A 23,468-nucleotide genomic window follows, 5' to 3' on the forward strand; every position below is an offset into this window, starting at 1 on the left:
ACATCCCCCATCGCCCAGCAAAGGCCCAAGCCATGGATACCATTGCCGTAGATCCCTATTACACGCTCATCGTCGCCACCCTGGTCCTGCTGGTGGGCCGGCTCATGGTCGACCGGATCAAGTTCCTGCAGGACTTCAACATTCCCGAGCCGGTGGCCGGCGGCCTGCTGGCGGCGGTCATCATCTACATCCTGCATGTCAGCACCGGTGTATCGTTCGCCTTCGACAAGGGTCTGCAGGATTCGTTCATGCTGATCTTCTTCTCGTCGATCGGCCTCAGCGCCGACTTCTCCCGCCTCAAGGCGGGCGGCGTCGGCCTGGTGCTCTTCCTGCTGGTGGTCAGCGCCTTCATCGTGGTCCAGAACGTCGTGGGCGTTGGCCTGGCGGGTGCGCTGGGTCTTGATCCCATCATCGGTCTGGTCACCGGCTCCATCACCCTCACGGGCGGTCACGGCACGGCCGGCGCCTGGGGCAAGGTGCTGGAAGAACAGCACCACATCGTGGGCGCCACCGACCTGGGCATGGCCTCGGCCACCTTCGGCCTGGTGCTGGGCGGCCTGATTGGCGGCCCCGTGGCCCGCAAGCTGGTCAACAAGATGGGCATGAAACCCAGCGCCAAGGCTGCACAGGCCCACGATACGGCCGATACCGCCATCGACGACGTGTTCGAGCATGCTCACCAGCGTCGCCTGATCACCGCCAATGCAGCGGTCGAGACCATGGCCCTGTTTGCTGCCTGCCTGGCCTTCTCGGCGCTGATGACCACGCCGGAGGTCAAGAGCTTCCTGCCCTCGTGGTTCACGCTGCCGCAGTTCGTCTGGGCGCTGCTCTTCGGCGTGCTGCTGCGCAACTTCCTGACCTCGGCCTTCAAGGTCAACATGTTCGACCGCGCCATCGACGTGTTCGGCAACGCCTCGCTCAGCATCTTCCTGGGCATTGCGCTGCTCAACCTCAAGCTGTGGCAACTGCTGGACCTGGCGCTGCCGATGCTGATCATCCTGGCTGTGCAGACCGCCATCATGGCGCTCTACGCCTACTTCGTCACCTACCGCTTCATGGGCAAGGACTACGACGCTGCCGTGCTGTCCGCCGGTCACTGCGGCTTTGGTCTGGGCGCCACGCCCACCGCCGTGGCCAACATGCAGTCGGTCACCGAGCGCTTCGGCCCGTCGCACAAGGCCTTCCTGATCGTGCCGATGGTGGGGGCGTTCTTCATCGACTTCGTCAACGCCTTCATCCTGACGGGCTTCGTCAACTTCCTGGGCAAGTGACGAGCCATCCGCTGGCCAGGGACTGATGTCCCTGACTTCACGGAAAAAAGGCCGGGAACGATACCTGTCGTTCCCGGCCTTTCTTCTTGGCATGGCCTGCAGCCAGAACAGCCTCCTACTGCGCTGAAACGATGCACACCCCGAGACGTTCAGCCAGATCAAGGACCGCATCACAACAGGTTCCGGCCTCATCCAGCAGCGGGCTGGATGCCTCGGACTGCACAAGAGCCCCGACCTCAATCCGGTCACCGAAGAGCATCAGCGCGCGCGCCGAGTCGTCCTGTCGTGAAATCCAGCTCAGCCCCTGGGCCGATGGGCACTGCGTGTGAATGGCTTCGGCCCAGCGTCGCGTCAGCGGATAGGTATCCTTTTCCGTATCGATCAGCTGCCGGCGCGAGATGCCCAGCCGCCGCAGCGGAATGCTTGCCAGATCGACCAGCTGCAATGGCTGGCGCAGCGTCAGGGTGGAATGAACCTGCCGGATGAACCGCGCCCTGTCCAGGCTCTTGAAGCCCGGCACATGCGGGACATCATGGAACACCGTTTCCATCAGTGCACAGGCAAGCGAGGCTCCCGCGTAAAGGGTGGGGATGGGCTGTCCTTCGGCGTTGCAGATGGGGCTGAAACGGGCGTTGCCATGCACGCCCGGATTGAATGCCGTGGCGCCATAATCCTCCAGGTGGACCCGATGCAAGATGCTGTCCACCGGCAGGATGATCATGGAAAGATCCAGACCCGCAGATGGAGCGGGGATATCGGCCGAAAGGAAACGACCGCCAGCCTCCTGCCCCTCGGGGATGACAGCATCAACGGTCACACCGGGTTGTCGCTCAGCCATGGAGAACGCCCAGGACCTCGTCACGGGCAGCCGCGATGACCCGGTCGGGATCCGTGGCCAGAAGGTCCTGGGGACGCTTACCGCCCAGGAAACCATTGACGGACTGGAACCAGTAGGCCATGCCCCACCCATCCTTGTGTCCAGCAAGGATGCCGATGACATCGGCCAGTGCCTTCAGGGGCCGGAACCCCCGATCGGGGTCCAGGCCGAAGCCCGGAAAATAGTCGATACCCTTGTGGTGGATGGCGAAGATCTGCCCCTGACGCTTCCACTTGTTGGGTTGCGCGCTGGGGTTGCGCGGGCTGAATCCGGCCAGACTGGCCAGCTCCGTTGCACTCAGCCAGTCACCACTGGCCAGCACCGCCTTGCGGGCCGCCACCAGCATGGCCGCTTCCCTCAGCAGCCGGGGTGAGGCCGGCGCAGGGGGAACCAGGGCCTCGGCCAGCCTCTGCATGGATGCCTGGTCCTGGCGTTGTGAGAGCGCCTCCAGCAGGGAGGACGCCACATGCCCCATGTTCTCGGCCAGCGACTGGAAGGCCTGGGGATCCAGCTGCCGGAAGGAGACCGCCAGTACCTGCTGTGCGTCGGACTTGCCGAGTTGATCGCGTACTTCCTGAGGGGTGCCTGCAACGGCGTAGAAGCCGGGGCGTTCGGCCACCATGTTCATGGAAAGCTTCCTTGCTGGATATCTTGATTATCCAATCCTATGCTAATCACCATATCCTTGCAAGCGCGTCTGGCGGCACGCTCATCGGCAAAAAGGCCGGAAACGACACCTGTCGTTCCCGGCCTTTCTCATGGTGGCGTGAGCCCCTCAGATGGGCAGACAGGTCCCGCAGTTCTCAGGGCACGGCCAGGACCGCGCAGTTGCACAGGTCATCGCTCTCGAAGCGCGTGAGATCACCAGCCGCCAGGCCCGGCACCGGGAAGAGACGCACCGTCAGCGGCTTGTTCAGCCGGAAGGCCATCGTGCCCGTGTCGCGCATGATGGCGGCGATCTTCTGGGCCGGGGTGTCGCCGGCAATGGGAACCGTATCCAGCCCGATACCACAGACGGCACTGTAGGTGAGCAGGGCGCGGATGTCGAACTGGCCGGCGCGCGTGGCGGCAGCCAGGCCCTCATCTTCGGTCACGGCCAGCATCAGCCCCGAGAAGCCCACGGCTTCCACGTCCTTCACGGACTTGAAGAGCCGCGTGAGCAGGGCCGAGGCCTCCACCGTGCCGGCAGCGCCAAAGTAGGGCACACCCAGCAGGCGATAGACCTCCACCATCGAGGTACAGTTCTTGGACGGAGCCGCCGATGTGTCCATGCCGGCATAGGTCCAGCCAGCATCCAGCGGCGTGGCCCGGACAATGCGCTGGACCGCATCCACGTGGTGTTGCAGCGCCTCACGCATCACGTCCAGGGCCTGCGCCATGCGTTCGGCGTGCTCAGCCTGGGGCAGCGTGCGCAGCGCGGCGGCCAGCAGGTCCGGCGTTTCCAGCCCCACCACCAGGCAATTGCCCCGTTCGCTGCGGTGATAGCCCGCCGGGAAGTACGGGATAAGCGGTGCGCAGTTGAAGTTGACCGTGAAGTTGAAATTGCCTTCGCCACGCGGCGTGATGCGGGCAATCTCCTGCATGGCCTCCACGCAGCGCAGGATCTGCGCATTGTCCAGCAGCCCGTCGGCGTTGGCCTCGACGTTGACGCAGGCATTGGAAAGGTCGCCATGGTCACGGATCAGCCCTGGCAGCAGCGCAATCTCCTGAGCCGTGCGCGCCTCGCCAATGGCGAAGCGGATGCGCAGCCCGTTCTGGTTCAGCTGCATGAGGATGTCCCGGATCGTGGCCAGCCCCTGGCTGGCCGCTTCCAGGCTGGACGTGTCCAGATACTCCCCGAACGGGTTGGCCACGATACGCACCGACTGCACCGTGTAGCCCCCTTGCTGGAAGGCAGCTGCCAACCGGTCGCACTGCCGCTTGGCTTCGGCCAGCACTGACGGCCAGGTCTGTGCATCGGGCGACAGGGTGGCGAAGGCGGTGATGGCGCGGACGCGGCACAGCTCAGGTGACTGAAGAGATACGGTGGTCATGAGAAATCCCGGCGATGGGTGAAGAAAGAACGGACACGACGGCAGGCAAGCACAGCATCATGACCTCGAAGCAACCGGTGTCGGGACGCACGGCCTGCTTCCAGCCTGAAAGGCAGGAATCAGGATGTGGCTGACCTGCTCCGGCTGTCGCCGATTATTCCATGCCGACCATCACCCGCCAAACCACCCCACCACCACGTCCAGCCCTCCCTTGCGCACTGACCAGGTGGCTTTCTCCCGCACCACCGGCTTGGCGTGGTAGCCCACGGACAGGCCGGCCACGGACATCATGCCCAGGTCGTTGGCGCCGTCGCCGATGGCGATGGCCTGACTGGGCGGGCAGCCGATGTCCTGGCAGCACTGCTGCACGGCCCGGGCCTTGAAGGCGCCGTCGACAATGGGGCCCAATACGCGACCGGTCAGGCGCTGGTTGGCAATGTCGAACTGATTGGCAAAGGCGTAGTCGAAGCCCAGACGCCCCTTCAGGCGTTCGGTGAAGTGGGTGAAGCCACCCGAAACCAGCATGGTCTTCAGACCGGCAGCCTTGGCCGCCGCCAGCAGGATCTCGGCGCCCGGCGACAGGTGCAGGCGTTCCTGGTAGACCCGCTCGATGAGGTCTTCTCCCACGCCTTTCAGTAGTGCCATGCGACGGGTGAGGCTCTCGGAAAAGTCCTTGATCTCGCCCCGCATGGCGGCTTCGGTGATGGCGGCGACTTCGGCCTTCAGGCCCGCCATGTCGGCGATCTCGTCCAGCGTCTCCATGGTGACGAGGGTCGAATCCATGTCGATGGCCAGCAGCCGGAAATCTGCCAGGCGCAGACCGTTGGGCACGTTGGCGGCATCGACGCCGAAGCGTTCAGCCCAGTCGTCGAAGACGGCCGGGGACTGGGGCTCGGCGCGCCAGCGCGCCAGGCCGGGCGTCGGGTGCTCGACGGGCGCTTGCTGCAGCTGCGCGCTGATGGCGTTGATGGTCTCGGTGTCCAGGGCAGGCTGTTTCTGGACGATGATCTGTTTGCCGGCGTGGTTCATGAGAGGGTCCGAATGAGCGTTGTTCCTATGGTTCATGAACGAACCATCTTTCCTTTCTTCTTGCCGGCCTTCCTGTCGGATGCCGTTCCCGCAGGCGAGGTCGAAGCCGCGGACGGCTCGGCCGCCGCCTTGGGCAGCAGCGCCTGCAGGATGCTGCGCAGCGTCTGGATGCGCTCGGCGGTGTCCTTGCTGGCCACCTTGACGCGCAGGCGGTCCTGACCGGCAAAGCTGGTGTCGCGCCGTCCCTGGGCAAAGGCCAGGATCTGCGTGGGCGGCGTGCGTGGTTCGGGGTCGAACTGCAGCAGGATGCCGTCGCTGTCCGCATCGATCTTGGCCAGGCCGATCTCGGTGGCCATCAGGCGCAGGCGGTGGCTCTCGATGAGGGTCTGGGCAGCTTCGGGCAGCTTGCCGAAGCGGTCGATGAGCTCCTCGCGCAGCTGCGAGAGTTCCACGCTGTCGCGTGCATTGGCCAGCCGCTTGTAGAGGATGAGCCGCTCGTGCACGTCGGGGCAGTAGTCGTCTGGGAGCAGGGCCGGTGCATGCAGCTTGATTTCCGGCACGTGGGCCAGCGTGGCGGCCAGATCGGGTTCGCGGCCGGATTTCAGCGCCTCGACCGCCTGCTGCAGCATGTCGGTGTAGAGCGAGAAGCCCACTTCCTGCATCTCGCCGGACTGGTTGTCGCCCAGCACTTCGCCCGCACCGCGGATTTCCAGGTCGTGCATGGACAGGAAGAAGCCGGCCCCCAGTTCTTCCATCATCTGGATGGCTTCCAGACGCTTGGTGGCGTCCTTGGTGATGGCTTCCTCGTCGGGAATCAGCAGGTAGGCGTAGGCCTGATGGTGTGACCGGCCCACGCGCCCGCGCAGCTGGTGCAGCTGTGCCAGACCGAACTTGTCGGCACGGTGCATGATGATGGTGTTGGCCGTGGGAACGTCAATGCCGGTCTCGATGATGGTGGTGCACAGCAGCACGTTGAAGCGCTGCTGGTGGAAGTCGCGCATGACCCGTTCCAGCTCGCGCTCGGGCATCTGGCCATGGGCCACCTCGATGCGCGCCTCGGGAACCAGCTCGGCCAGCATCTGCCGACGGTTCTCGATGGTGCCCACCTCGTTGTGCAGGAAATAGACCTGACCGCCGCGCTTGAGTTCGCGCAGCATGGCCTCGCGGATGGTGCCGCCGGTTTCCTTGCGCACGAAGGTGCGGATGGCCAGGCGCTTCTGTGGTGCGGTGGCAATGACGGAGAAATCGCGGATGCCCTCCAGGCTCATGGCCAGCGTGCGCGGGATGGGCGTGGCGGTGAGCGTGAGCACGTCGATCTCGGCGCGCAGGTTCTTCAGCGCCTCTTTCTGGCGCACGCCGAAGCGGTGTTCCTCGTCGATGATCACCAGGCCCAGGTCGCGGAACTTCACGTCCTTGGACAGCAGCTTGTGGGTGCCGATGACGATGTCGATCTTGCCGCTCTCGATGCCTTCCAGGGTGTTGCGGGTGGACTTGGCCGTTCCGAAGCGGGACAGTTCGGCCACGTTCAGCGGGAAGCTGGAGAAGCGGTCGTTGAAGGTCTGGAAATGCTGCTCGGCCAGCAGCGTGGTGGGGGTGAGCACGGCCACCTGACGGCCGGTGCTGGCGGCCACGTAGGCAGCGCGCAGGGCCACCTCGGTCTTGCCGAAGCCCACGTCGCCGCAGACCAGACGGTCCATCGGCTTGGGGGCGATCAGATCCTGCACGACGGCATGGATGGCGGCCTGCTGGTCGGGGGTTTCCTCGAAGCCGAAGCCTTCGGCAAAGGCTGCGTAGCCGGCCGGGTCGAACTTGAACGCATGTCCGGGCCGGGCGGCGCGGCGGGCATAGAGATCCAGCAGCTCGACGGCGGTGTCACGCGCCTTCTCGGCCGCCTTGCGGCGCGCCTTGTCCCACTGGCCGGAACCCAGCGTGTGCAGCGGGGCATTCTCGGGCGCGGCGCCGGAGTAGCGGCCGATGAGGTGCAGCATGGCCACCGGCACGTACAGGGTGGCATCGTTGGCGTAGGAGAGGTGCAGGAATTCGGCTGCGCCTTCACCCAGGTCGATGTTGACCAGCCCCATGTAGCGGCCGATGCCATGCTGGGCATGGACGACCGGATCGCCAGGCTTGAGTTCGGACAGGTCGCGGATGAGGGTGTCGACCTGGGTGGTCTGCCCCTTGTTGCGCTTGCCCTGACGCACGAAGGAGGGGAAGAGCTCGCTTTCGGTGATGACCAGCAGCTGGCCGTCCACCAGGCGGAAGCCCCGCTGCAGCGGACCGACGGTGAGCACCACGGTGGCGTCGGTGGCCATCGCGGTCTGCCAGTCTTCGGCCGTGGCCATCTTCAGGCCAGATTCGGCAAAGAGTTCCTGCAGCGTCTCGCGCCGGCCCAGCGATTCGGCAATGATCAGGCGCTTCTCGGCGATTCCGGCCACGGGCGCGGGGGCATCCAGCACGTTGCGCAGGGCGCCGATGGGATCGTCCTGACGGCGGTTGACGGCCACGTTGGGCACGGCAACAGCATGGACGGCGCGTGTGCGCGCGCCGTCAGCCCCGAATTCGCTCGATTCGGTACCTGCGGCGCTCTTGGGAGCGTCATCGCCGGGGGCAGCGGCATCTATGCGCGCGTCATTTGATGCACCCTCTGCAGCCTCCCTGACGGAAGCTTTCGTGTCGGCACCGTCTATGGGAACTGTCGCGATGCCCCGCGCGTCAGCCGAGACAGTGGGCAGCGAGAAACGCGCAAAGGCCTGGCTGCGCACGAAGAACTGCTCGGGCGAGAGAAACAGTTCATCCGGCGTGAGCGCCGGGCGCTCGGCGTCGTGGCCGATGAAGTCGAAACGCTGCCGGGCATCCGCGCGAAAGGCCTGCAGCTGGCCCTGCACGTCGCCATGCAGGATGATCTCGGCATCTTCAGGCAGGTAATCGAAGAGGGTGGCCGTCTCGTCGAAGAAAAGCGGCAGGTAGTATTCGATGCCGCTGGCGGTGACACCGTTGCCGATGTCCCGGTACAGGGCCACGCGCGAGGGATCGCCGTCGAAGCGCTCGCGCCAGCGGCCCCGGAAGGCCGAGCGTGCCGCTTCGTCCAGCGGGAACTCGCGGCCGGGCAGCAGCTTGACGGCCTTGACCGGATACAGGCTGCGCTGTGTGTCGGGGTCGAAGGTGCGCAGGCTGTCCAGTTCGTCGTCGAAGAGGTCCAGCCGATAGGGTAGCGGGGAGCCCATCGGGAACAGGTCGATGAGGCCGCCGCGCACCGTGTATTCACCGGGGCGCAGCACCTGCTCGACATGCTCGTAGCCGGCCAGCGTGAGCTGGGCCTTCAGGGCGGCTTCGTCCAGCTTCATGCCCTGGGAGAACTGGAAGGTGCGCGAGGCGAGCCACGAGGGCGGCGCCAGCCGGTGCGCGGCCGTGCTGGCAGCTACCAGCAGCACGTCCAGCTTGCGCCCCTGCAGGCGATACAGGGCGGAAAGGCGCTCGGAGACCAGATCCTGGTGGGGTGAAAGACTGTCGTAGGGCAGGGTTTCCCAGTCGGGCAGCCGGGCGATGGCCAATGAGGGCGCGAACCAGGCGATTTCTGCGGCAAGACGGCTGCAGTCGGCCGGCTGCGCGCATACAATGACGCGGGTCTTTCCCGTGACGGGAGGTCTTTCGGTGGGGTCGTCGTGTGCAGCCGATGCCGCGGTGGCGTTTTCCGGCGCAAGGCGCTGAGCCAGCAGCCAGGCATCCGAAGAGCCGAAGCCGGCGGGAAGACGATGGATGGAAGCGGTCAAGATGGCGAACCTGTCGTCGCGGTCGAAGGCATGGGGTGAGCGGCACGCCCTGAACAAGGCAAGCCGAGCATGACTGACATGCCCGAAAAAGGAAGAATATGAGCGGACAGCCTGCTATTTTAACGACTGACGCGATGGTTCGAGGGTCGGCATGATGAACAAGGGTGCCATGCGCAAACAGGTCCAGGCAGAGGAGGCCACACCGGTGGCGCGGCACTTCGTGCTGATTCCGGCCGCCGGAAGCGGCAGCCGTTTCGGCGCCAAGGTGCCCAAGCAGTATCTGGAGCTGGGCGGCGGACGCACGGTGCTGGAATGCACGGTGGCCGTCTTTCTGGCCGAGCCCTGGATCAGCCGCGTGGTCGTGGTGGTGCAGGCTGATGACCCGCTGGTGATGCGCCTGCCGGGACTGCGCCATCCGAAGGTGCTGCTGGTGCGGCGCGGCGGCCAGACCCGCCGTGACACGGTGCTCAACGGCCTGACGGCATTGGCACAGCGCGGCATGATCGAGGCCCACGACTGGGTGCACGTGCACGATGCGGCACGCCCGGGCATCGATTCGGCCAGCCTGCAGAGACTGGCCGCCTACCTAGAATACGAACCCTGCGGGGCGCTCCTGTGCGTGCCCGTCACCGATACGGTCAAGCGCATCGACAGCCGCGCCTCGCTGGCGGCCAACAACGAGTACCGCTCGGGCGGCACGGTGGATCGCAGCCGGCTTTGGCTGGCGCAGACGCCGCAGACCTTCCGCTTCGCAGCGCTCCGGAAGGCGCTGGAGGCGCACCCGAACGTGACCGACGAGGCCGGCGCCATCGAGGCCGAGGGTGGCCGGCCGCGGATGGTGGCCGGCACGCGCCGCAACCTGAAGATCACCACGCCGGAAGACCTGATCATGCTGCGCATCCTGCTGGGCATGAAGCCTGCGGACGTGGAGTGATCGCTCTTTCTTCAATCACTTTCCAAGTCCGATGACTGCCAATCCGAACACCCCGAATCCCGGCGCTTCCCAGGCCGCCCCGGCCCCCCAGACAGGCCATGCCCCCCAGGACGTCGGCCTCCCGCCCGACATCCCGTTCCGGATCGGGCAGGGCTATGACCTGCATGTGCTGGTGGAAGGGCGGCCGCTGATCATCGGCGGCGTGCATGTGGAGCACCCCCTGGGCCTGGCCGGCCACTCGGATGCCGACGTGCTGGCCCATGCCATCACGGACGCCCTTCTGGGTGCAGCCGGTCTGGGTGACATCGGCCATCACTTTCCGGATACCGACCCGGCCTTCAAGGGGGCCGACAGCATGGTGCTGCTGAAAGAAGCCATGGCGGCCGTGCGCGCACGGGGCTGGCGGCTGGGCAACATCGATGCCACGATCATTGCCCAGCAACCGAAGATGAAACCCTGGCTGCCGGGCATGATCACCGCGCTTTCGGCAGCCATTGGCTGCCATCCGGCGCAGATCAACGTGAAGGCGAAGACGAACGAGAAGGTCGGGACCGTCGGCCGTTGCGAGTCGATTGCGGCGCTTGCATCAGCTCTGCTGGTGCGCTGACCGGATCCAGCGTATCGATGAATGTCTCGCGTGCGGCGACCTTGGCGGAATCGAGGTCGCGCAGCACGACGCGGATGCGCAGGCCACCGCCAGAGGCGTTCTCGATGATCATGCCGCCGCGGGTACGGCGCGCCAGTCGCGCCACGATGGCCAGGCCAAGGCCGGAGCCACCAATGACGCTGCGCTCGGTGTCCAGCCGGGCAAACGGGCGCGCCAGCTTGGACAGCGAGGCCTCGGGCACACCGGGGCCATGGTCACGGAAGATGAGTTCGACGCCCTTTTCATGGCGGCGGCCGATGATGTCGATGCGCACGTTGCGCTCGCCCGGCGTGGCCGCGTACTTGATGGCGTTCTCGAAGACGTTGCTGAGGATGCGCTCCAGCAGCACCGGATTGCCCTGCCAGGTCAGGCCGTGCTCGACCCGCTTGAAGACCGACAGCAGGCCCGCGGCGCGCTCGCGGCTGTAGAGCCGCAGGAACTGCGAGAACACGTCGTTGATGTCGACGACCTCGACGGTGCGCTCCAGCGGGCTGGCGAATTCGACGAACTGATGGACGATGGAGTCGATGCGCTCGATCTCCTCGATCATGGACGCCTGGGCCGCATCGGGCAGGGCGCTCATTTCCACTTCCAGGCGCAGCCGGGTGAGCGGGGTGCGCACGTCATGCGAGACGCCGGCCAGCACGATGGCGCGGTCGGCGTCCATGGCCTGCAGGTCGCCGGCCAGCTCGTTGAAGCGGCGGTTGAGCATGGCGATCTCGGGCGGGCCGCTTTCACTGAGCCGGGGAGGAGGCTCGCCCCGCGAGAGGCGATCGATGGAGCGGGCCAGGTTGGCCAGCGGCCGGTTGACGAGCCGGCTGATGAGCAGACCGCCGATCATGGCCAGCAGCACGCCAATGGCAAAGGCCACCATTTCGGTCCGGCTGCCCGTCATGGGAAGGACAAGCCGTTCGGGCTCGGCAATGAGCCAGTAGCGTTCGTCGTCGATGTCGAAGCTGACCCACAGCGCGTGCACGCCGTTGACGCGGCCGGCCAGCGTGGTGGGGTTGCCCAGTCGCTTCGTCAGCTGACGCTCGACCTCGACACCCAGCTTCTGGTTGGGGTAGGGCTCGACGCGATCGGCATCGCTGCGCGGATAGACGCGCAGGCCCTGGTTGCTGGCCATGGCCTGCAGCAGGGCTTCACGGTCGCTTCCCCGGGTGTGCACGAGTGCGGTGCGTGCCAGGTTGATGGCCGATGCCATTTCCCAGGCAAAGCGGCTGGCCTGCGGGGGCTGCTCGAAGGCGCGGTAGAGTTGGTACCAGGCGCCCAGGCTGATGGCCAGCAGCAGGCTGATCAGCGCAAAGGTGCGCCAGAACAGACTCAGTCTCAAGCCTCGATCCTTTCAAGGTCTGGTGTTGCGAGGGACCTCAGGCAGGCACGAAGACGTAGCCCACGCCCCAGACTGTCTGGATGAAGCGCGGGTTCTGCGGATCGGGCTCGATGAGCTTGCGAAGGCGGGAGATCTGCACGTCCAGGCTGCGGTCGAAGGCGCCGTATTCACGCCCGCGGGCCAGCAGCATGAGCTTTTCGCGCGACAGCGGGATGCGCGGGTGGCGCACCAGCACCTTCAGCACCGAGAACTCGCCGGTGGTGAGGTTGAGGCGCACGCCGTCACGTGACAGGGTGCGGGTGCCCAGGTCGAACACGAAGGGGCCGAACGAGACCGCGCCGATGTCGTGCATGGCGCCGCCCGGGGTGTCGTTGGGGATCTGGCGACGCAGCACGGCATGAACCCTGGCCACCAGTTCCCTGGGGTTGAAGGGTTTCTGCATGTAGTCGTCCGCGCCCATTTCCAGGCCGATGATGCGGTCGACATCGTCGCCCTTGGCGGTGAGCATGATGATGGGGGTGCGGTCGTTCGCGGCACGCAGCCTGCGGATGATCGACAGCCCATCCTCGCCAGGAAGCATTTGGTCAAGGATGATCAAATCGAAGCTCTCACGCTGCATGAGCCGGTTCAGCGATGCCGAATCGGCTGCGAGTGTGACCTCGAACTGTTGCTCGGTGAGATACCGATTGAGCAAGTCCCGCAATTTGGCGTCGTCATCGACGACAACAAGTTTCCTGACGCTGGTGTTCATTTTCCGATGATATCGGGTTCCATTACCCGCTGATCAGTGTAGAGGCTTCCGGTTGCGATGATCCTTGTTCTATCGGCAAAGTTTTACCGATAGTTACATGAAATGTAACCCCGGGGTTCGTGGCAATTCTAAAACAGCGTTAGATTGCGTTAAACCAATGACCGCTGGCGACATCCTGAAACAGCCGGTCTTGACCCGGGAAAGCATCGTTCATCTTCCGTCGGACACGTGTCAAAACCCCCTTGAAGGAGCGCGTGGAATGCTGAATTTGTTTCAAAATTCCACGTGTGAACCAAGCCTTGTCATTCTTGGCGACATTTTGCGCTGTTTACTGAAACCGTCGGGTTACTTGCCAGCTACCGAGGCCCTTCGGAGGGCCTGGCAGCCGGAAAGAGCGTCGGGGCCGTCGCCATTCACCCCGATATGACGCAAAGTGTAATCGGTCACAGCGCCTTGCTGCGCCGGTGTGCCTGACACTCTGCAAGGAAGTGCGCGGCCATCCTGCAAACATGACAATCGTCAGGAAGATCGGCGCCCTGGGCGTGCCGCGTGGTTCACGCCCCCATTTGCGCCCCCGGCAGGCAGGACAGGCAATAGAATCGGGCCCATGAAACCCTTGAGTCTGGCCCTGTCCATCGAATGGGACGATTGCACCGTGGCGCTGGCCGGCGCCGGCATCGACCACGGTACCGAAAGCACCGCCATCGAACTGAGTGCGCGCACGCTGCTGGACGCCAGCGGCGGCCCCCAGGCCTCGCGCGATGCGCTGGCCCTGGTGCAGCAGGCACTCCGGCAGGCCGGTCGCCGGCTGGATGAGGTCGAGCGCTTCTACGTGAACGTGGGGCCGGGCGCCTTCACCTCGCTGCGCATTGCCGTGGGGCTCGTGCAGGGCCTGGCACTGCCGGGCAACCGGCCGGTGGGTGCCATTGGCTCTCTGCAGGCGCTGGCGGCCACGGTGCCGGACTGGCGTTTCCCGCTGGCCTCCCCGGATGCGAACGACGGCCTTTCATCCGGCTGCCCGTCGTCGCCGGCTTCTGCGGGGGCAGCAGACAGCTTCGTTGGGCAGGGCGGCCATGCCGGCGCAGACACGCTGCCCTGGCTGCTCTGTTCTGCTCTGGATGCGCGAATGGGCGAGTGCTATTACGCCGCCTTTCTGTGCCGTGCCGGCCATTGGCCCCAGCCCGCGCTACCACCCGCGGTCGGCAAGGCCGATGACGCCGCCGTGGCCTTCGAGGGGCTGCGCCGGCAGCTGACGGCCGAAGGCCGGATCAGTGCGGTCCACCTGGCCGGCGGCGGTTTTGGCCCGAACTTCGAGCCGCTGCGCGCCTGGGCCATGGAAGTGGGGCAGGATGCGGCACTGGCGGCCGAACGACGCCCTGGCGCACGCGCACTGCTGGCCGTGGCCGATGTGCCGGATGCCCCGGCGCTGATGGCAGCACGGGATGTGCGCCCCCTGTACGTGCGCGACCGCGTGGCACTGGACCGGGACGAGCAGCGCCAGCTGGCAGCGGCCAAGCTGGCCGCACAGCCCGCCGGCCGATGAGCAGGTCCCTCATGGATCTGTCGACGATCGGCTTTCGGCCGATGACGGAAGCCGACCTGCCGGCGGTGGACGCCATCGAACAGGCCGTGCAGCCCTATCCATGGCGGATCAGCCAGTTTGCCGATTCGCTGAAGGCCGGGCATCAGGCCTGGATCTTCACCGAGGCCGGGCAGCCCTTCGGCTATGCCGTGCTGCTGGCGGCGCTGGACGAGGTGGAGCTGCTGACCCTGGCCCTGGCGCGCAGCCATCAGGGGCGCGGGCTGGGCCGACATTGTCTGGGCTGGCTGCAGGCACAGGTACGGCAGCAGGGCGGACGCAGCCTGTTTCTGGAGGTGGCCACCGCCAATGCGCCAGCCCTGGCGCTCTATCAGCGCATGGGCTTCGAGACGCTGGGACGGCGTCGCAACTACTATCGCGCCGCCGACGGTCGCCACGACGACGCCTGGGTGATGCGCTGCCCCCTTGAGCCAACGAAATGACGGAAGATACGGTCGCGATGCCGGACGATGCCTCCACGAAGGACGATGCCGTGCTGGCTGCACGTCGGCGCCGCGCATGGGCCGCACTGGGCCTGGGGCCGTTGTGGCTGCCGCGTGCCGGGGCCTTGCCCGGCGCGCCACACATCACACACGTTACCCGTGCAGATTCGCAGGCCGTGCCAGAGGCTGAAGCAGGGGCCCCCGAGGCTTCCGGATCCGATGCCGATATCGACGTCCATGCCAGCGACGTCTGGCAAGCGCGCGAAGCATCTGCGGACACCGCGGCCATGGCGGGAGAGTCTCCCGCAACGTATTCCGCCCCACAGGTCGAAATTTCTTCTGGTGTCAAAAATTCTTCCGGTGCGAATATCCCTGTCGCCGCTGTTGACATCGGAGAGAGATCGGAGGGCTTGTCCACGGGAGCTGCCGACGTTGCTCCCAACGCCCGCCCGTCTGATGACGTCGTTGCCGATGCAGGCCCCGAGCCCGGGCACCCGGCCTGGGCAGACGACGTGCCGCTGGAGAGTTGGGGCGGCGAACCCTGGATGGAAGACGCGGACTGGCTGCCCGAGCCGATGCTGCCCGCCGAGCCCGAGCCTGAATCCGCACCGTTGTCTCATCCGGACCTGCCTCCGGCACAGCGCTGGATCCGGCTGCGCGAGGATGTGGACGGATGCCGTCGCTGCCGCCTGGCCGAGACGCGCACGAACACGGTGTTCGGGCGTGGACGCCCGCAGCAGGCCCGCTGGATGCTGATCGGCGAGGGCCCGGGGGCCGAGGAGGACAAGCAGGGCGAGGCCTTCGTGGGCCAGGCCGGCAAGCTGCTGGACGCGATGCTGGATGCGGCCGGCATCGATCCTTCTGCAGACGTGTTCATCGCCAACGTGCTGAAGTGTCGCCCGCCCAACAACCGGAACCCCGAACCGGACGAGGTGGCGGCCTGCGAAGGCTACCTGTACGAGCAGATCCGGCTGGTTCAGCCGGACTGCATCCTGCTGCTGGGACGCTTCGCGGCACAGAGCGTGCTGCATTCCGAGCTGCAGATCGGCCGACTGCGCAACAAGCTGCACCACATCACGCTGGACGGCCGGCAGGTACCGGTGGTGGTCACCTATCACCCGGCCTATCTGCTGCGCAACCAGCGCGACAAGCTGAAAGGCTGGGAAGACCTGTGCCTTGCGCTGTCGGCGATGGAGGCACAGGACACCGCGCGCACGGCCAGCTGATCGGCCGCCGGAGGCAGGGCCTCCGGCCCGCGAGGCGCATCCTCAATGCGGTGTTGGAATGTTGCCATGGCGAGGATCCTCGCCGATATGCACTTCGCTGTCGAAGCGGCGCTGGTTGCGCCGGTGCCAGAGAATCACCAGCAGCATGACGCTGGCCACCGCCAGACCGAAGAGCACGGCCACGGTGTTGATGGGCAGGTCCAGCCACAGCATCAGTGCGTAGAACGACAGCATCACCAGGATGTTGAGGTTCTCGTTGAAGTTCTGCACCGCGATGGAGTTGCCGGCGCTCATCACCACGTAGCCACGGTGCTGCAGCAGCGCGTTCATGGGCACCACGAAGAAGCCCGACAGGATGCCGATGACCAGCAGCACGAGCATGGCCATGGCCTCGTTGTGGACGATGGTCATGAGCATGATGGCAAAGCCCATGGCCACGCCCAGCGGCAGCACGCGCAGCGAGCGGCGCAGCGGCACCCAGCTGGCCGCCAGCACGGCGCCCAGCGCCACGCCCAGTGCCACGACGCCCTGCAGGCGGGTGGCCTGGTCCAGGCGCATGTCGAGCTGATGCTCGGCCCATTTCAGCACCAGGAACTGCAGCGAGGCACCAGCCCCCCAGAAGAGCGTGGTGACGGCCAGCGCGATCTGGCCCAGCGGGTCACGCCAGAGGGTGAGGTTGCAGTGCCAGAAGATGCGCAGCAGCGTGAACGGGTTGGAGGTGCGGCCCGGGTAGCGGGCACCGGTATCGGGGATGCGCAGGTTGAAGATTGCAGCCAGCGCATAGATGCCGATGGTGACCACCACGGCAGCCTCGGCCGGGGTGTCGATGTGGGTATCGATGAGGGGCAGGTCGAACGACAGCAGCCAGGGCGCCACGTGGGGCGAGATCAGCACGCCGCCCAGCACGGTCCCCAGGATGATCGACGCGACGGTGGTTCCCTCGATCCAGCCATTGGCAGCCACCAGCTTGTCGGGCGGCAGCAGCTCGGTCAGGATGCCGTACTTGGCCGGCGAATAGGCCGCAGCACCGAAGCCCACCAGCGCGTAGGCCATCAGCGGCGGCAGCATGCCCAGCAGCAGGATGCAGCCCACCAGCTTGATGGCGTTGGTCAGGAACATCACGCGGCCCTTGGGAATGGAGTCGGCAAAGGCGCCGACGAAGGGGGCCAGCATGACGTAGGAGACGACGAAGACCAGCTTCAGGAAGGGGATCAGCCAGTCGGCCGACTGTGCCTCGCGCAACAGGGCGATGGCAGCGATCAGCAGCGCGTTGTCGGCCAGCGACGACAGGAACTGCGCTGCCATGATGGTGTAGAAACCGGGTTTCATCCGGACGTTTCCATTCCAGTCAGTTTGTATGGGCACAGTGTGCCGTAGTTCCTGCCACGGTCACTGCACATGTGGTGGCGATGATACCCGCAACATCGCCATGGCCGGGCAGCGCTTCGTAACACGCTCTATCATCACCGCCATGCCTAGAACATTGACTGCAAGCGTCTCGCCCTCGGCGATGGCGCACAACCTGGCGCTGATACGCCGCCAGGTCCAAGAGAACCGCCCGGATGGCCATGTCCAGGCCGACACGCGCCTGTGGGCGGTGGTGAAGGCCGACGCCTACGGCCATGGCCTGGCCAACGCACTGACCGGCTTTGCCGAGGCCGACGGCATGGCCCTGCTGGAATTCGAGGCGGCCGACTGGCTGCGCCGGCACGGCTGGACAAAACCGATTCTGATGCTGGAAGGTGCCTTCGATGCCACGGATGTGGCGCAGGCGGCCGCCCAGGGGCTGACGCTGGCCATCCACCAGCCGCGCCACCTGCAGTGGCTGGCTGCCCACGACGGGCCGCCGGTGGATGTGTACCTGAAGCTGAACACGGGCCTGAACCGGCTGGGGCTCAAGCCCGATGACGTGGACGCCTACCTGACCCAGGTGCTGGCCACGCCGGGCGTGCGGCTTCGCGGCATGATGACGCACTTTGCCAACGCTGACACCCCGGGCGGAGCCCTCCAGCCGCTGGCCACCTTCGATGCCGTGGCACGTGCCGTGCAGGCCCGGCTGCCGGCCGGGCAGACGCTGGAACACTGCGTGGCCAATTCGGCCGCGCTCTTCACGCTGCCCCAGGCCTATAGGGCCTGGGCGCGTCCGGGCATTGCCCTGTACGGTGCCAGCCCCTTTGCCGGACAGAGCGCGGCGTCGCTGGGGCTGCGCCCCGCCATGCAGCTGACCGGCAACGTGTTGGGTGTTCAACAGCTGACCCCGGGCGAGGCCACCGGTTACGGCGGCATCTTCGTGGCCGAGCAGCCGGTGCGGGTCGGTATCGTGAACTGCGGTTATGCGGACGGCTACCCACGGGTGGCCCCCACGGGCACCCCGGTCGTGGTGGATGGCGTGCGCACCCGCACGCTGGGCCGGGTATCGATGGACATGCTGGCCGTGGACCTGACGCCGATCCCCGACGCGGGGCCCGGCACCCCGGTGGAGCTGTGGGGCGATGCGGTCTCGATCGACGAGGTGGCCGAGTCCGCCGGCACGCTGGGCTATGAGCTGATGTGTGCGGTGGCACCCCGTGTGCGCCGTCGGGTGGTCTGAACATGGCAACGGCCAAGACCCAGTTCGTCTGCCGTGAATGCGGCAACACCACGGCCAAGTGGCTGGGACAGTGCCCGGCCTGCCAGGCCTGGAACACGCTGGAAGAATTCCGGCTGCCGAAAAAGGATGCCAGTGGCCGACGCCCGACAACGGGCATGCTGGCCGAGACCTCCTCGATTGCGCTGCTATCAGAGGTGCCGGTGGACACGGTGCCGCGGCTGCCGACCGGGCTGGCCGAGTTCGACCGCGTGCTGGGCGGCGGCATGGTGCCCGGTTCGGTCGTGCTGATCGGAGGCGACCCGGGCATCGGCAAGTCCACGCTGCTGCTGCAGGCGCTGGCACTGATGTCGCAGAACCAGCGGGTCCTGTACGTGAGCGGCGAAGAGTCACTGGCACAGGTGGCCTTGCGCGGCGCACGCCTGGGCATTGACGGCTCGACGCTGCCGATGCTGGCCGAGGTGTCGCTGGCCCACATCACGCAGGCCATCGAGCAGGTCAAGCCGGCCGTGGTGGTCATCGACTCCATCCAGACGATGATGAGCGACGACCTGCAGTCGGCCCCCGGCAGCGTGTCGCAGGTGCGCGACTGCGCCGCGCAGCTCACCCGGCTGGCCAAGCAGCAGGGTGTGGCGGTGGTGATGATCGGCCACGTGACCAAGGAAGGGGCGCTGGCCGGGCCACGCATCCTGGAGCACATGGTCGACACGGTGCTGTACTTCGAGGGCGACAGCCACTCCACCTACCGGCTGATCCGCGCCATCAAGAACCGCTTCGGGGCCGTGAACGAGCTGGGCGTGTTCGGCATGACCGACCGGGGGCTGAAGGCCGTCACCAACCCGTCGGCGCTCTTTCTGTCGCAGCATGCCGACCCAGTGTCGGGTTCCTGCGTGCTGATCACCCAGGAAGGTACGCGGCCTCTGCTGGTGGAGATCCAGGCGCTGGTGGACCAGTCCGCCGGCGGCGCACCGCGCCGGCTGTGCGTGGGCCTGGATCCGATGCGGCTGTCGCTGCTGCTGGCCGTGCTCAACCGCCATGCCGGCATCCAGTACCACGATCAGGACGTGTTCCTGAACGCGGTGGGCGGCGTGCGCATCACCGAGCCGGCGGCTGACCTGGCCGTCGTGCTGGCCGTACTGTCGTCGCTGAAGAACCGGCCGCTACCGCAGGGGCTAGCCGTGTTCGGCGAGCTGGGCCTGGCCGGTGAAATGCGCCCGTCGCCGCGCGGCCAGGAACGGCTGCGCGAGGCGCTGAAACTGGGCTTCTCGCGGGTGATCTGCCCCAAGGCCAATGCGCCGCGCAAGCCGCTGGCCGGGCTGGAGGTCATCGCCGTGGAGCGCATCGACCAGGCCATTGCCCACGCCTGGGACTGAGCCTCCCTTCAAGCCGCCCCCTCAAGCCGGCATGTGCAGCGGACCCCTGCTGGCAAACAACTTCGATGTTTCTGGCTGTGACCGCGCTAATCCTTGAGGGACGGATCCTGCGGGGCAGTGGGCTTCAGGGGGTCTCGCCATACACCTGCGGTGCAGCCAGCCAGGATCCTGCGGGCAGGGCGCTTCAGCCCAGGTCGTCCAGCAGGATCTCGGCCGCCATCCGGCCGCTGCGTACCGCGCCTTCCAGCGTGGCGGGATAGCCACCGTAGCTGTAGTCACCGGCCAGCACCACACCGGGCAGCTGCGGCAGCAGGTAGCCCGGCGGTACCGTCGGGCGGTCGTCGGTGCAGGCGAAGGTGGCGCGCTTTTCGTGGATCAGCACCATGTGTTCGGCCGGCGGCAACCGCATCAGTTCAGAGAGCTGAGACTGCAGGGCTACCTGGAAGGCGGCCTCACCCTCGGCCTGGGCCGCCTCGCTGTCGCTGATCACCATCGCCCCCAGTCGCCAGCCCGCTTGTTCGCCCCGGTCGAAGAACCAGTGGGCCGGCCCCGGCTCGCCCTGGTCGCCCACCAGCGAGAAGACGGCGGGCAGCCGCGCAGGCAGATCGGGATGGCTTGCCCGCCAGCCGACATAGGCCGTGGTGATGGGACGCCAGCCAAAGCCGTTGAGCGGCGCCAGAAAGGAAGCCGGCGCAATGTGGGCCAGCAGCCGCGCACTGGTGGGCGGCGGGCAGGCCAGAATGACATGGCGCGCCTGAAGCGTCCGTTCGTCCTGACCGGCGCTGCCGGTACGCAACATATAGCCAACACCGCCCGGCGAGGCAGTCCATGCCCCTTCGGCACCCGGCGTGCTGCCCAGACGGCCCACACGGATCTCGCGGACCGGTGTGCGAAGCTGGACGGGACACCCCTGTGCTTGCAGCCAGGCCAGGGCCGGATCGACGAAAAGCGCCCCCAGATCCTGACCGGCCAGCACGAAGTCGCTGGCAGCCGGCGCACGGCCCAGGCTGTCGCGCAGCACCCGCAGGAAGACCTGGGCCGAAGCCAGTTCCGGCGGCGTGTTCATGGTGCTGACCACCAGCGGATCCCACAGCTGCCGTACCAGCACCGGGGGCTGATGGGTCCGTGTGTACCAGTCAGCCACGGTGCGCACGCCCATGGGAGGGTGCCAGCCACTCAGCCGTGCCAGCGCCAATGTGCGCAGCAGGTGCAGCCGCTGGGCCACCGTCAGGCCCCGGGCCGACAGCAGGGCGGTCAGCAGCGACAGGGATTCCGCCGGATTCAGCCCCACCGGAGCATCCCCGGACACGACCGGGGCATGGCGCCGCCGCTTCAGCCGCAGGCCGGCCGCATTCTCCCAGTGCATCGGCAGGCGCTGCATGCCCTGGCCGCCCAGCCAGTCCACCAGCGCCAGCGTGTCACGGTAGGCCCCCAGCAGCAGGTGCTGCCCGTTGTCCAGCACGATGCCGTCGGTGTCGGGCCAGGGCAGTGTCTGGCTCCGTGCCCGGCCACCGGCCTGAGGCGCCGCTTCCAGCACCTGCACCGGCACGCCGGCACGCCGCAGGTGCAGCGCGGCCGACAGCCCGGCCCAGCCTGCCCCCACGATGACCACGGGCGGCATGTCATCCCGCAGGGCAGGCACGTTCCGGAGGGAAGCCTCCGGCGTTCCGTCGATACGCATGGGCGTCAGGCCGGATCGGTCGTGATGCGGGGCGGGCGGCCAGTGGCGCGTGTGCGGCAGGCCAGCCAGAACTTGCGCAGCGGCGTGAGCGCAATGCGCTGCGTCATGACCGGATAGCCACTGCGCGCGATCTCGTCGAGCAGACTGGCGTAGATGGCCGCCATGATCAGTCCGGGCCGCTGTCGAGCGCGGTCCACATCCGGCAGCAGGTCAAAGGCTTCGCGGTAGGCCTGACGGGCCCGCACCACCTGTTCGGCCATCAGCGCCCGGAAGGCGGGCGATTCCTGCACCTCGGCGCGTGCCGACAGGATCTGCTGGCGGCTCAGGCCATGACGGATCAGATCCTGCTGCGGCAGGTAGACGCGCCCGAGCCGGGCGTCCTCGCCCACGTCGCGGATGATGTTGGTGAGCTGGAAGGCCAGCCCCAGCCGGTCGGCATACTGCAGCGTCTTCGGGTCTTCGTAGCCGAAGATGGCCGCCGACATCTCGCCCACCACGCCGGCGGCCCGGCGACAGTAGAGCTTCAGCCCTTCGAAATCCAGGTAGCGTTCACCGTCCAGGTCCATGCGCATGCCGTCGATGACCTCCACCAGCTGGCGGCGACGCAGGCCATAGGGCGCAAGGAAAGGTTGCAGGGCGCGCGTGACGGGATGGGTGGGTGCCCCGTCAAAGAGGGCTCCCACTTCCTGGGCCCACCAGTCGAGCTTGCGCCGGGCCACGTTGCGATCGCCCTGCGAATCGGCCACGTCATCAACCTCGCGACAGTAGGCATAGAGCGCAGTGATGGCGCGCCGCCGCTCGGGCGGCAGGAAGAGAAAGCTGTAGTAGAAGCTGGAACCACTCTTCACTGCCTTGTCCTGGCAGTATTCATCCGGTGTCATGAAAACGGTGTCGTCGTGGACGGAAAACGGGGTCAGGCCTGACGGCGGGGGAAAAGCGCCAGGCGCAGCAAGGCGGGGCCATCGCGCCAGCCCAGGGCAGGGCGACGGGCCACGGAATCGTAATCGGCATGGGCGATCCGGTCCAGAATGCGCTGGCCGCCGGCGATGATGAAACGCAGTTCAGCCGCCAGGCGCCAGGGCAACTGCTGCGGCAATGCCACACCGGCCAGCAGCTGGGCCTGAGTACTCTGCCATTCCAGGCGCACGGCCTGGCGACTTGCCGCGCCCAGACGGCCTGCACGGGCCTCGGCCAGCAGCATCTCGGCGCTGCTTCCCGCCGCAGCCAGTGTGGCGGCAGGCAGGTAGACCCGATCCTTGGCGGCATCGATGCCGATGTCCTGCAGGAAATTGATGCGCTGCAGGGCGCTGCAGATGGCGTCGGACTGCGCCAGCGCCGTGTCCGATCCCACCCCGTACAGCTGCAGCAACAGCCGTCCCACCGGGTTGGCCGAGCGGCGGCAGTAATCCTGCACCTGAGCCTCGGTGTCGTAGCGCGTCACCCGCAGATCCTGAAGAAAGGCATCAAGCAGATCATGGAAATGACGCCAGTGCAGCCCGTGGCGCTGCACCGAGGCCACCAGCCCATCCACCACCGGCACACCGCTGGGGGCGCCCCGGGCGGCTTCATCCAGCGCCGCGTGCAGCGCCTGCAGCGCCACCTCGCGCTCGGCCGTCGGCACATCGCCCTCGTCGGCCAGGTCGTCGGCATGGCGGGCAAACCGGTAGATGGCCAGAACCGCCGGGCGCAGCTGCGCGGGCACGAGCCACGACCCCACCGGGAAGTTCTCGGCATGGTCGACCCCGTGCCAGGGCCTGGAGGCCTGAGCGGGGGCAGGGCTGCCGGATGCCGGTCCGTCAGCATCCGAGGGGGTGCGCGCTGGATTCATGGCACCGGATTGTAGCCAGCGAACCGACCGTCTTCTGCATGGATGCGATAATATGGGTCAAATTGATGACTCGTCGGTCATTGACAGACTCCTTCTTTCGTCGTGTC

Annotated in this window: 19 protein-coding genes; 8 read left to right on the forward strand and 11 right to left on the reverse strand. The window is 66.7% G+C overall.

Annotated features, from left to right (window positions below):
* Positions 1-32: 32 nt before the first annotated feature.
* Positions 33-1,271 (forward strand): sodium/glutamate symporter, encoded by a 1,239-nt coding sequence (gltS, locus tag EL249_RS09245; RefSeq protein WP_005672920.1) that lies wholly within the window; start codon positions 33-35, stop codon positions 1,269-1,271.
* A gap of 115 nt (positions 1,272-1,386) precedes the next feature.
* Here the strand turns inward: gltS and EL249_RS09250 are convergent, their stop codons facing one another.
* The 5 genes from EL249_RS09250 to mfd all read right to left on the reverse strand — a co-directional run bounded on the left by EL249_RS09250 (position 1,387) and on the right by mfd (position 8,980).
* Positions 1,387-1,992: an RES family NAD+ phosphorylase gene (locus EL249_RS09250; RefSeq protein ID WP_197721581.1), complete on the reverse strand. Its 606-nt coding sequence runs from the start codon at positions 1,990-1,992 to the stop codon at positions 1,387-1,389.
* A gap of 109 nt (positions 1,993-2,101) precedes the next feature.
* The gene (locus EL249_RS09255; RefSeq protein WP_005672918.1) at positions 2,102-2,776 is read right to left on the reverse strand and encodes a hypothetical protein; all 675 of its coding nucleotides are present in this window, start codon (positions 2,774-2,776) and stop codon (positions 2,102-2,104) included.
* Between the two features lie 175 nt (positions 2,777-2,951).
* Entirely contained in the window at positions 2,952-4,181 is a 1,230-nt protein-coding gene (locus tag EL249_RS09260) for a DUF711 family protein (RefSeq protein ID WP_005672917.1), read from the reverse strand.
* Positions 4,182-4,352: 171 nt separating this feature from the next.
* Positions 4,353-5,210 (reverse strand): phosphoserine phosphatase SerB, encoded by an 858-nt coding sequence (gene serB / locus EL249_RS09265; RefSeq protein WP_005672913.1) that lies wholly within the window; start codon positions 5,208-5,210, stop codon positions 4,353-4,355.
* 32 nt (positions 5,211-5,242) lie between these two features.
* The gene (mfd, locus tag EL249_RS09270) at positions 5,243-8,980 is read right to left on the reverse strand and encodes a transcription-repair coupling factor (RefSeq protein ID WP_411431039.1); all 3,738 of its coding nucleotides are present in this window, start codon (positions 8,978-8,980) and stop codon (positions 5,243-5,245) included.
* Positions 8,981-9,131: 151 nt separating this feature from the next.
* Between mfd and ispD the strand changes: the two genes are divergently transcribed.
* Both ispD and ispF read left to right on the forward strand, forming a co-directional pair.
* Complete coding sequence (gene ispD / locus EL249_RS09275; RefSeq protein ID WP_005672910.1) at positions 9,132-9,914, forward strand: 2-C-methyl-D-erythritol 4-phosphate cytidylyltransferase; 783 nt, start codon at positions 9,132-9,134, stop codon at positions 9,912-9,914.
* A 31-nt stretch (positions 9,915-9,945) separates the two neighbouring features.
* Positions 9,946-10,521 carry a 2-C-methyl-D-erythritol 2,4-cyclodiphosphate synthase gene (gene ispF, locus EL249_RS09280; protein ID WP_005672908.1) on the forward strand — a complete coding sequence of 192 codons (576 nt, stop codon included), beginning with the start codon at positions 9,946-9,948 and terminating at the stop codon, positions 10,519-10,521.
* On the opposite strand, the gene EL249_RS09285 is transcribed toward ispF, so the two are convergent.
* Positions 10,430-11,893 (reverse strand): ATP-binding protein, encoded by a 1,464-nt coding sequence (locus EL249_RS09285; protein ID WP_005672905.1) that lies wholly within the window; start codon positions 11,891-11,893, stop codon positions 10,430-10,432. The two genes, ispF and EL249_RS09285, sit on opposite strands and share 92 nt — an antisense overlap.
* Positions 11,894-11,930: 37 nt before the next feature.
* Positions 11,931-12,644: an osmolarity response regulator transcription factor OmpR gene (ompR, locus tag EL249_RS09290; protein ID WP_005672904.1), complete on the reverse strand. Its 714-nt coding sequence runs from the start codon at positions 12,642-12,644 to the stop codon at positions 11,931-11,933.
* Between the two features lie 607 nt (positions 12,645-13,251).
* On the opposite strand from ompR, the gene tsaB reads away from it, so the two are divergent.
* The 3 genes from tsaB to EL249_RS09305 all read left to right on the forward strand — a co-directional run bounded on the left by tsaB (position 13,252) and on the right by EL249_RS09305 (position 15,892).
* Positions 13,252-14,187 carry a tRNA (adenosine(37)-N6)-threonylcarbamoyltransferase complex dimerization subunit type 1 TsaB gene (gene tsaB / locus EL249_RS09295; RefSeq protein ID WP_005672903.1) on the forward strand — a complete coding sequence of 312 codons (936 nt, stop codon included), beginning with the start codon at positions 13,252-13,254 and terminating at the stop codon, positions 14,185-14,187.
* A gap of 11 nt (positions 14,188-14,198) precedes the next feature.
* A complete protein-coding gene (gene rimI / locus EL249_RS09300) occupies positions 14,199-14,666 on the forward strand; it encodes a ribosomal protein S18-alanine N-acetyltransferase (RefSeq protein ID WP_040529729.1) in 468 nt (155 codons plus the stop codon).
* Positions 14,667-15,076: 410 nt separating this feature from the next.
* Positions 15,077-15,892 (forward strand): uracil-DNA glycosylase, encoded by an 816-nt coding sequence (locus EL249_RS09305; protein ID WP_232002007.1) that lies wholly within the window; start codon positions 15,077-15,079, stop codon positions 15,890-15,892.
* 42 nt (positions 15,893-15,934) lie between these two features.
* Here EL249_RS09305 and lplT read toward each other — a convergent pair whose 3' ends face one another.
* Positions 15,935-17,221, reverse strand: coding sequence for a lysophospholipid transporter LplT (gene lplT / locus EL249_RS09310; RefSeq protein WP_005672900.1), 1,287 nt, complete (start codon positions 17,219-17,221; stop codon positions 15,935-15,937).
* A gap of 142 nt (positions 17,222-17,363) precedes the next feature.
* Here lplT and alr point away from each other — a divergent pair, with 142 nt between their 5' ends.
* Positions 17,364-18,482, forward strand: coding sequence for an alanine racemase (gene alr / locus EL249_RS09315; RefSeq protein ID WP_040530860.1), 1,119 nt, complete (start codon positions 17,364-17,366; stop codon positions 18,480-18,482).
* A gap of 2 nt (positions 18,483-18,484) precedes the next feature.
* On the forward strand, positions 18,485-19,852 hold the full coding sequence (gene radA / locus EL249_RS09320; RefSeq protein ID WP_040530857.1) for a DNA repair protein RadA: 1,368 nt from the start codon (positions 18,485-18,487) through the stop codon (positions 19,850-19,852).
* Between the two features lie 184 nt (positions 19,853-20,036).
* Here radA and hpnE read toward each other — a convergent pair whose 3' ends face one another.
* Genes hpnE through hpnC form a run of 3 tightly spaced genes read right to left on the reverse strand, consistent with a single transcriptional unit; the run spans position 20,037 to position 23,361 of the window.
* Positions 20,037-21,494: a hydroxysqualene dehydroxylase HpnE gene (gene hpnE / locus EL249_RS09325; protein WP_169311660.1), complete on the reverse strand. Its 1,458-nt coding sequence runs from the start codon at positions 21,492-21,494 to the stop codon at positions 20,037-20,039.
* A gap of 44 nt (positions 21,495-21,538) precedes the next feature.
* Positions 21,539-22,414: a presqualene diphosphate synthase HpnD gene (gene hpnD, locus EL249_RS09330; RefSeq protein ID WP_005672896.1), complete on the reverse strand. Its 876-nt coding sequence runs from the start codon at positions 22,412-22,414 to the stop codon at positions 21,539-21,541.
* A gap of 32 nt (positions 22,415-22,446) precedes the next feature.
* Positions 22,447-23,361 (reverse strand): squalene synthase HpnC, encoded by a 915-nt coding sequence (gene hpnC, locus EL249_RS09335; protein ID WP_005672895.1) that lies wholly within the window; start codon positions 23,359-23,361, stop codon positions 22,447-22,449.
* Positions 23,362-23,468 lie beyond the last annotated feature (107 nt).

The organism is Lautropia mirabilis (genome assembly GCF_900637555.1).
Taxonomy (GTDB): domain Bacteria; phylum Pseudomonadota; class Gammaproteobacteria; order Burkholderiales; family Burkholderiaceae_E; genus Lautropia; species Lautropia mirabilis.

Coding starts and splice junctions, on each gene's coding strand:
- lplT (WP_005672900.1), bottom strand. CDS start 17,221: ATGAAACCCGGTTTCTACACCATCATGGCAGCGCAGTTCCTGTCGTCG.
- ispF (WP_005672908.1), top strand. CDS start 9,946: ATGACTGCCAATCCGAACACCCCGAATCCCGGCGCTTCCCAGGCCGCC.
- EL249_RS09260 (WP_005672917.1), bottom strand. CDS start 4,181: ATGACCACCGTATCTCTTCAGTCACCTGAGCTGTGCCGCGTCCGCGCC.
- ispD (WP_005672910.1), top strand. CDS start 9,132: ATGATGAACAAGGGTGCCATGCGCAAACAGGTCCAGGCAGAGGAGGCC.
- tsaB (WP_005672903.1), top strand. CDS start 13,252: ATGAAACCCTTGAGTCTGGCCCTGTCCATCGAATGGGACGATTGCACC.
- hpnC (WP_005672895.1), bottom strand. CDS start 23,361: ATGAATCCAGCGCGCACCCCCTCGGATGCTGACGGACCGGCATCCGGC.
- ompR (WP_005672904.1), bottom strand. CDS start 12,644: ATGAACACCAGCGTCAGGAAACTTGTTGTCGTCGATGACGACGCCAAA.
- gltS (WP_005672920.1), top strand. CDS start 33: ATGGATACCATTGCCGTAGATCCCTATTACACGCTCATCGTCGCCACC.
- EL249_RS09255 (WP_005672918.1), bottom strand. CDS start 2,776: ATGAACATGGTGGCCGAACGCCCCGGCTTCTACGCCGTTGCAGGCACC.
- alr (WP_040530860.1), top strand. CDS start 17,364: ATGCCTAGAACATTGACTGCAAGCGTCTCGCCCTCGGCGATGGCGCAC.
- hpnD (WP_005672896.1), bottom strand. CDS start 22,414: ATGACACCGGATGAATACTGCCAGGACAAGGCAGTGAAGAGTGGTTCC.
- EL249_RS09250 (WP_197721581.1), bottom strand. CDS start 1,992: ATGATCATCCTGCCGGTGGACAGCATCTTGCATCGGGTCCACCTGGAG.
- radA (WP_040530857.1), top strand. CDS start 18,485: ATGGCAACGGCCAAGACCCAGTTCGTCTGCCGTGAATGCGGCAACACC.
- rimI (WP_040529729.1), top strand. CDS start 14,199: ATGGATCTGTCGACGATCGGCTTTCGGCCGATGACGGAAGCCGACCTG.
- serB (WP_005672913.1), bottom strand. CDS start 5,210: ATGAACCACGCCGGCAAACAGATCATCGTCCAGAAACAGCCTGCCCTG.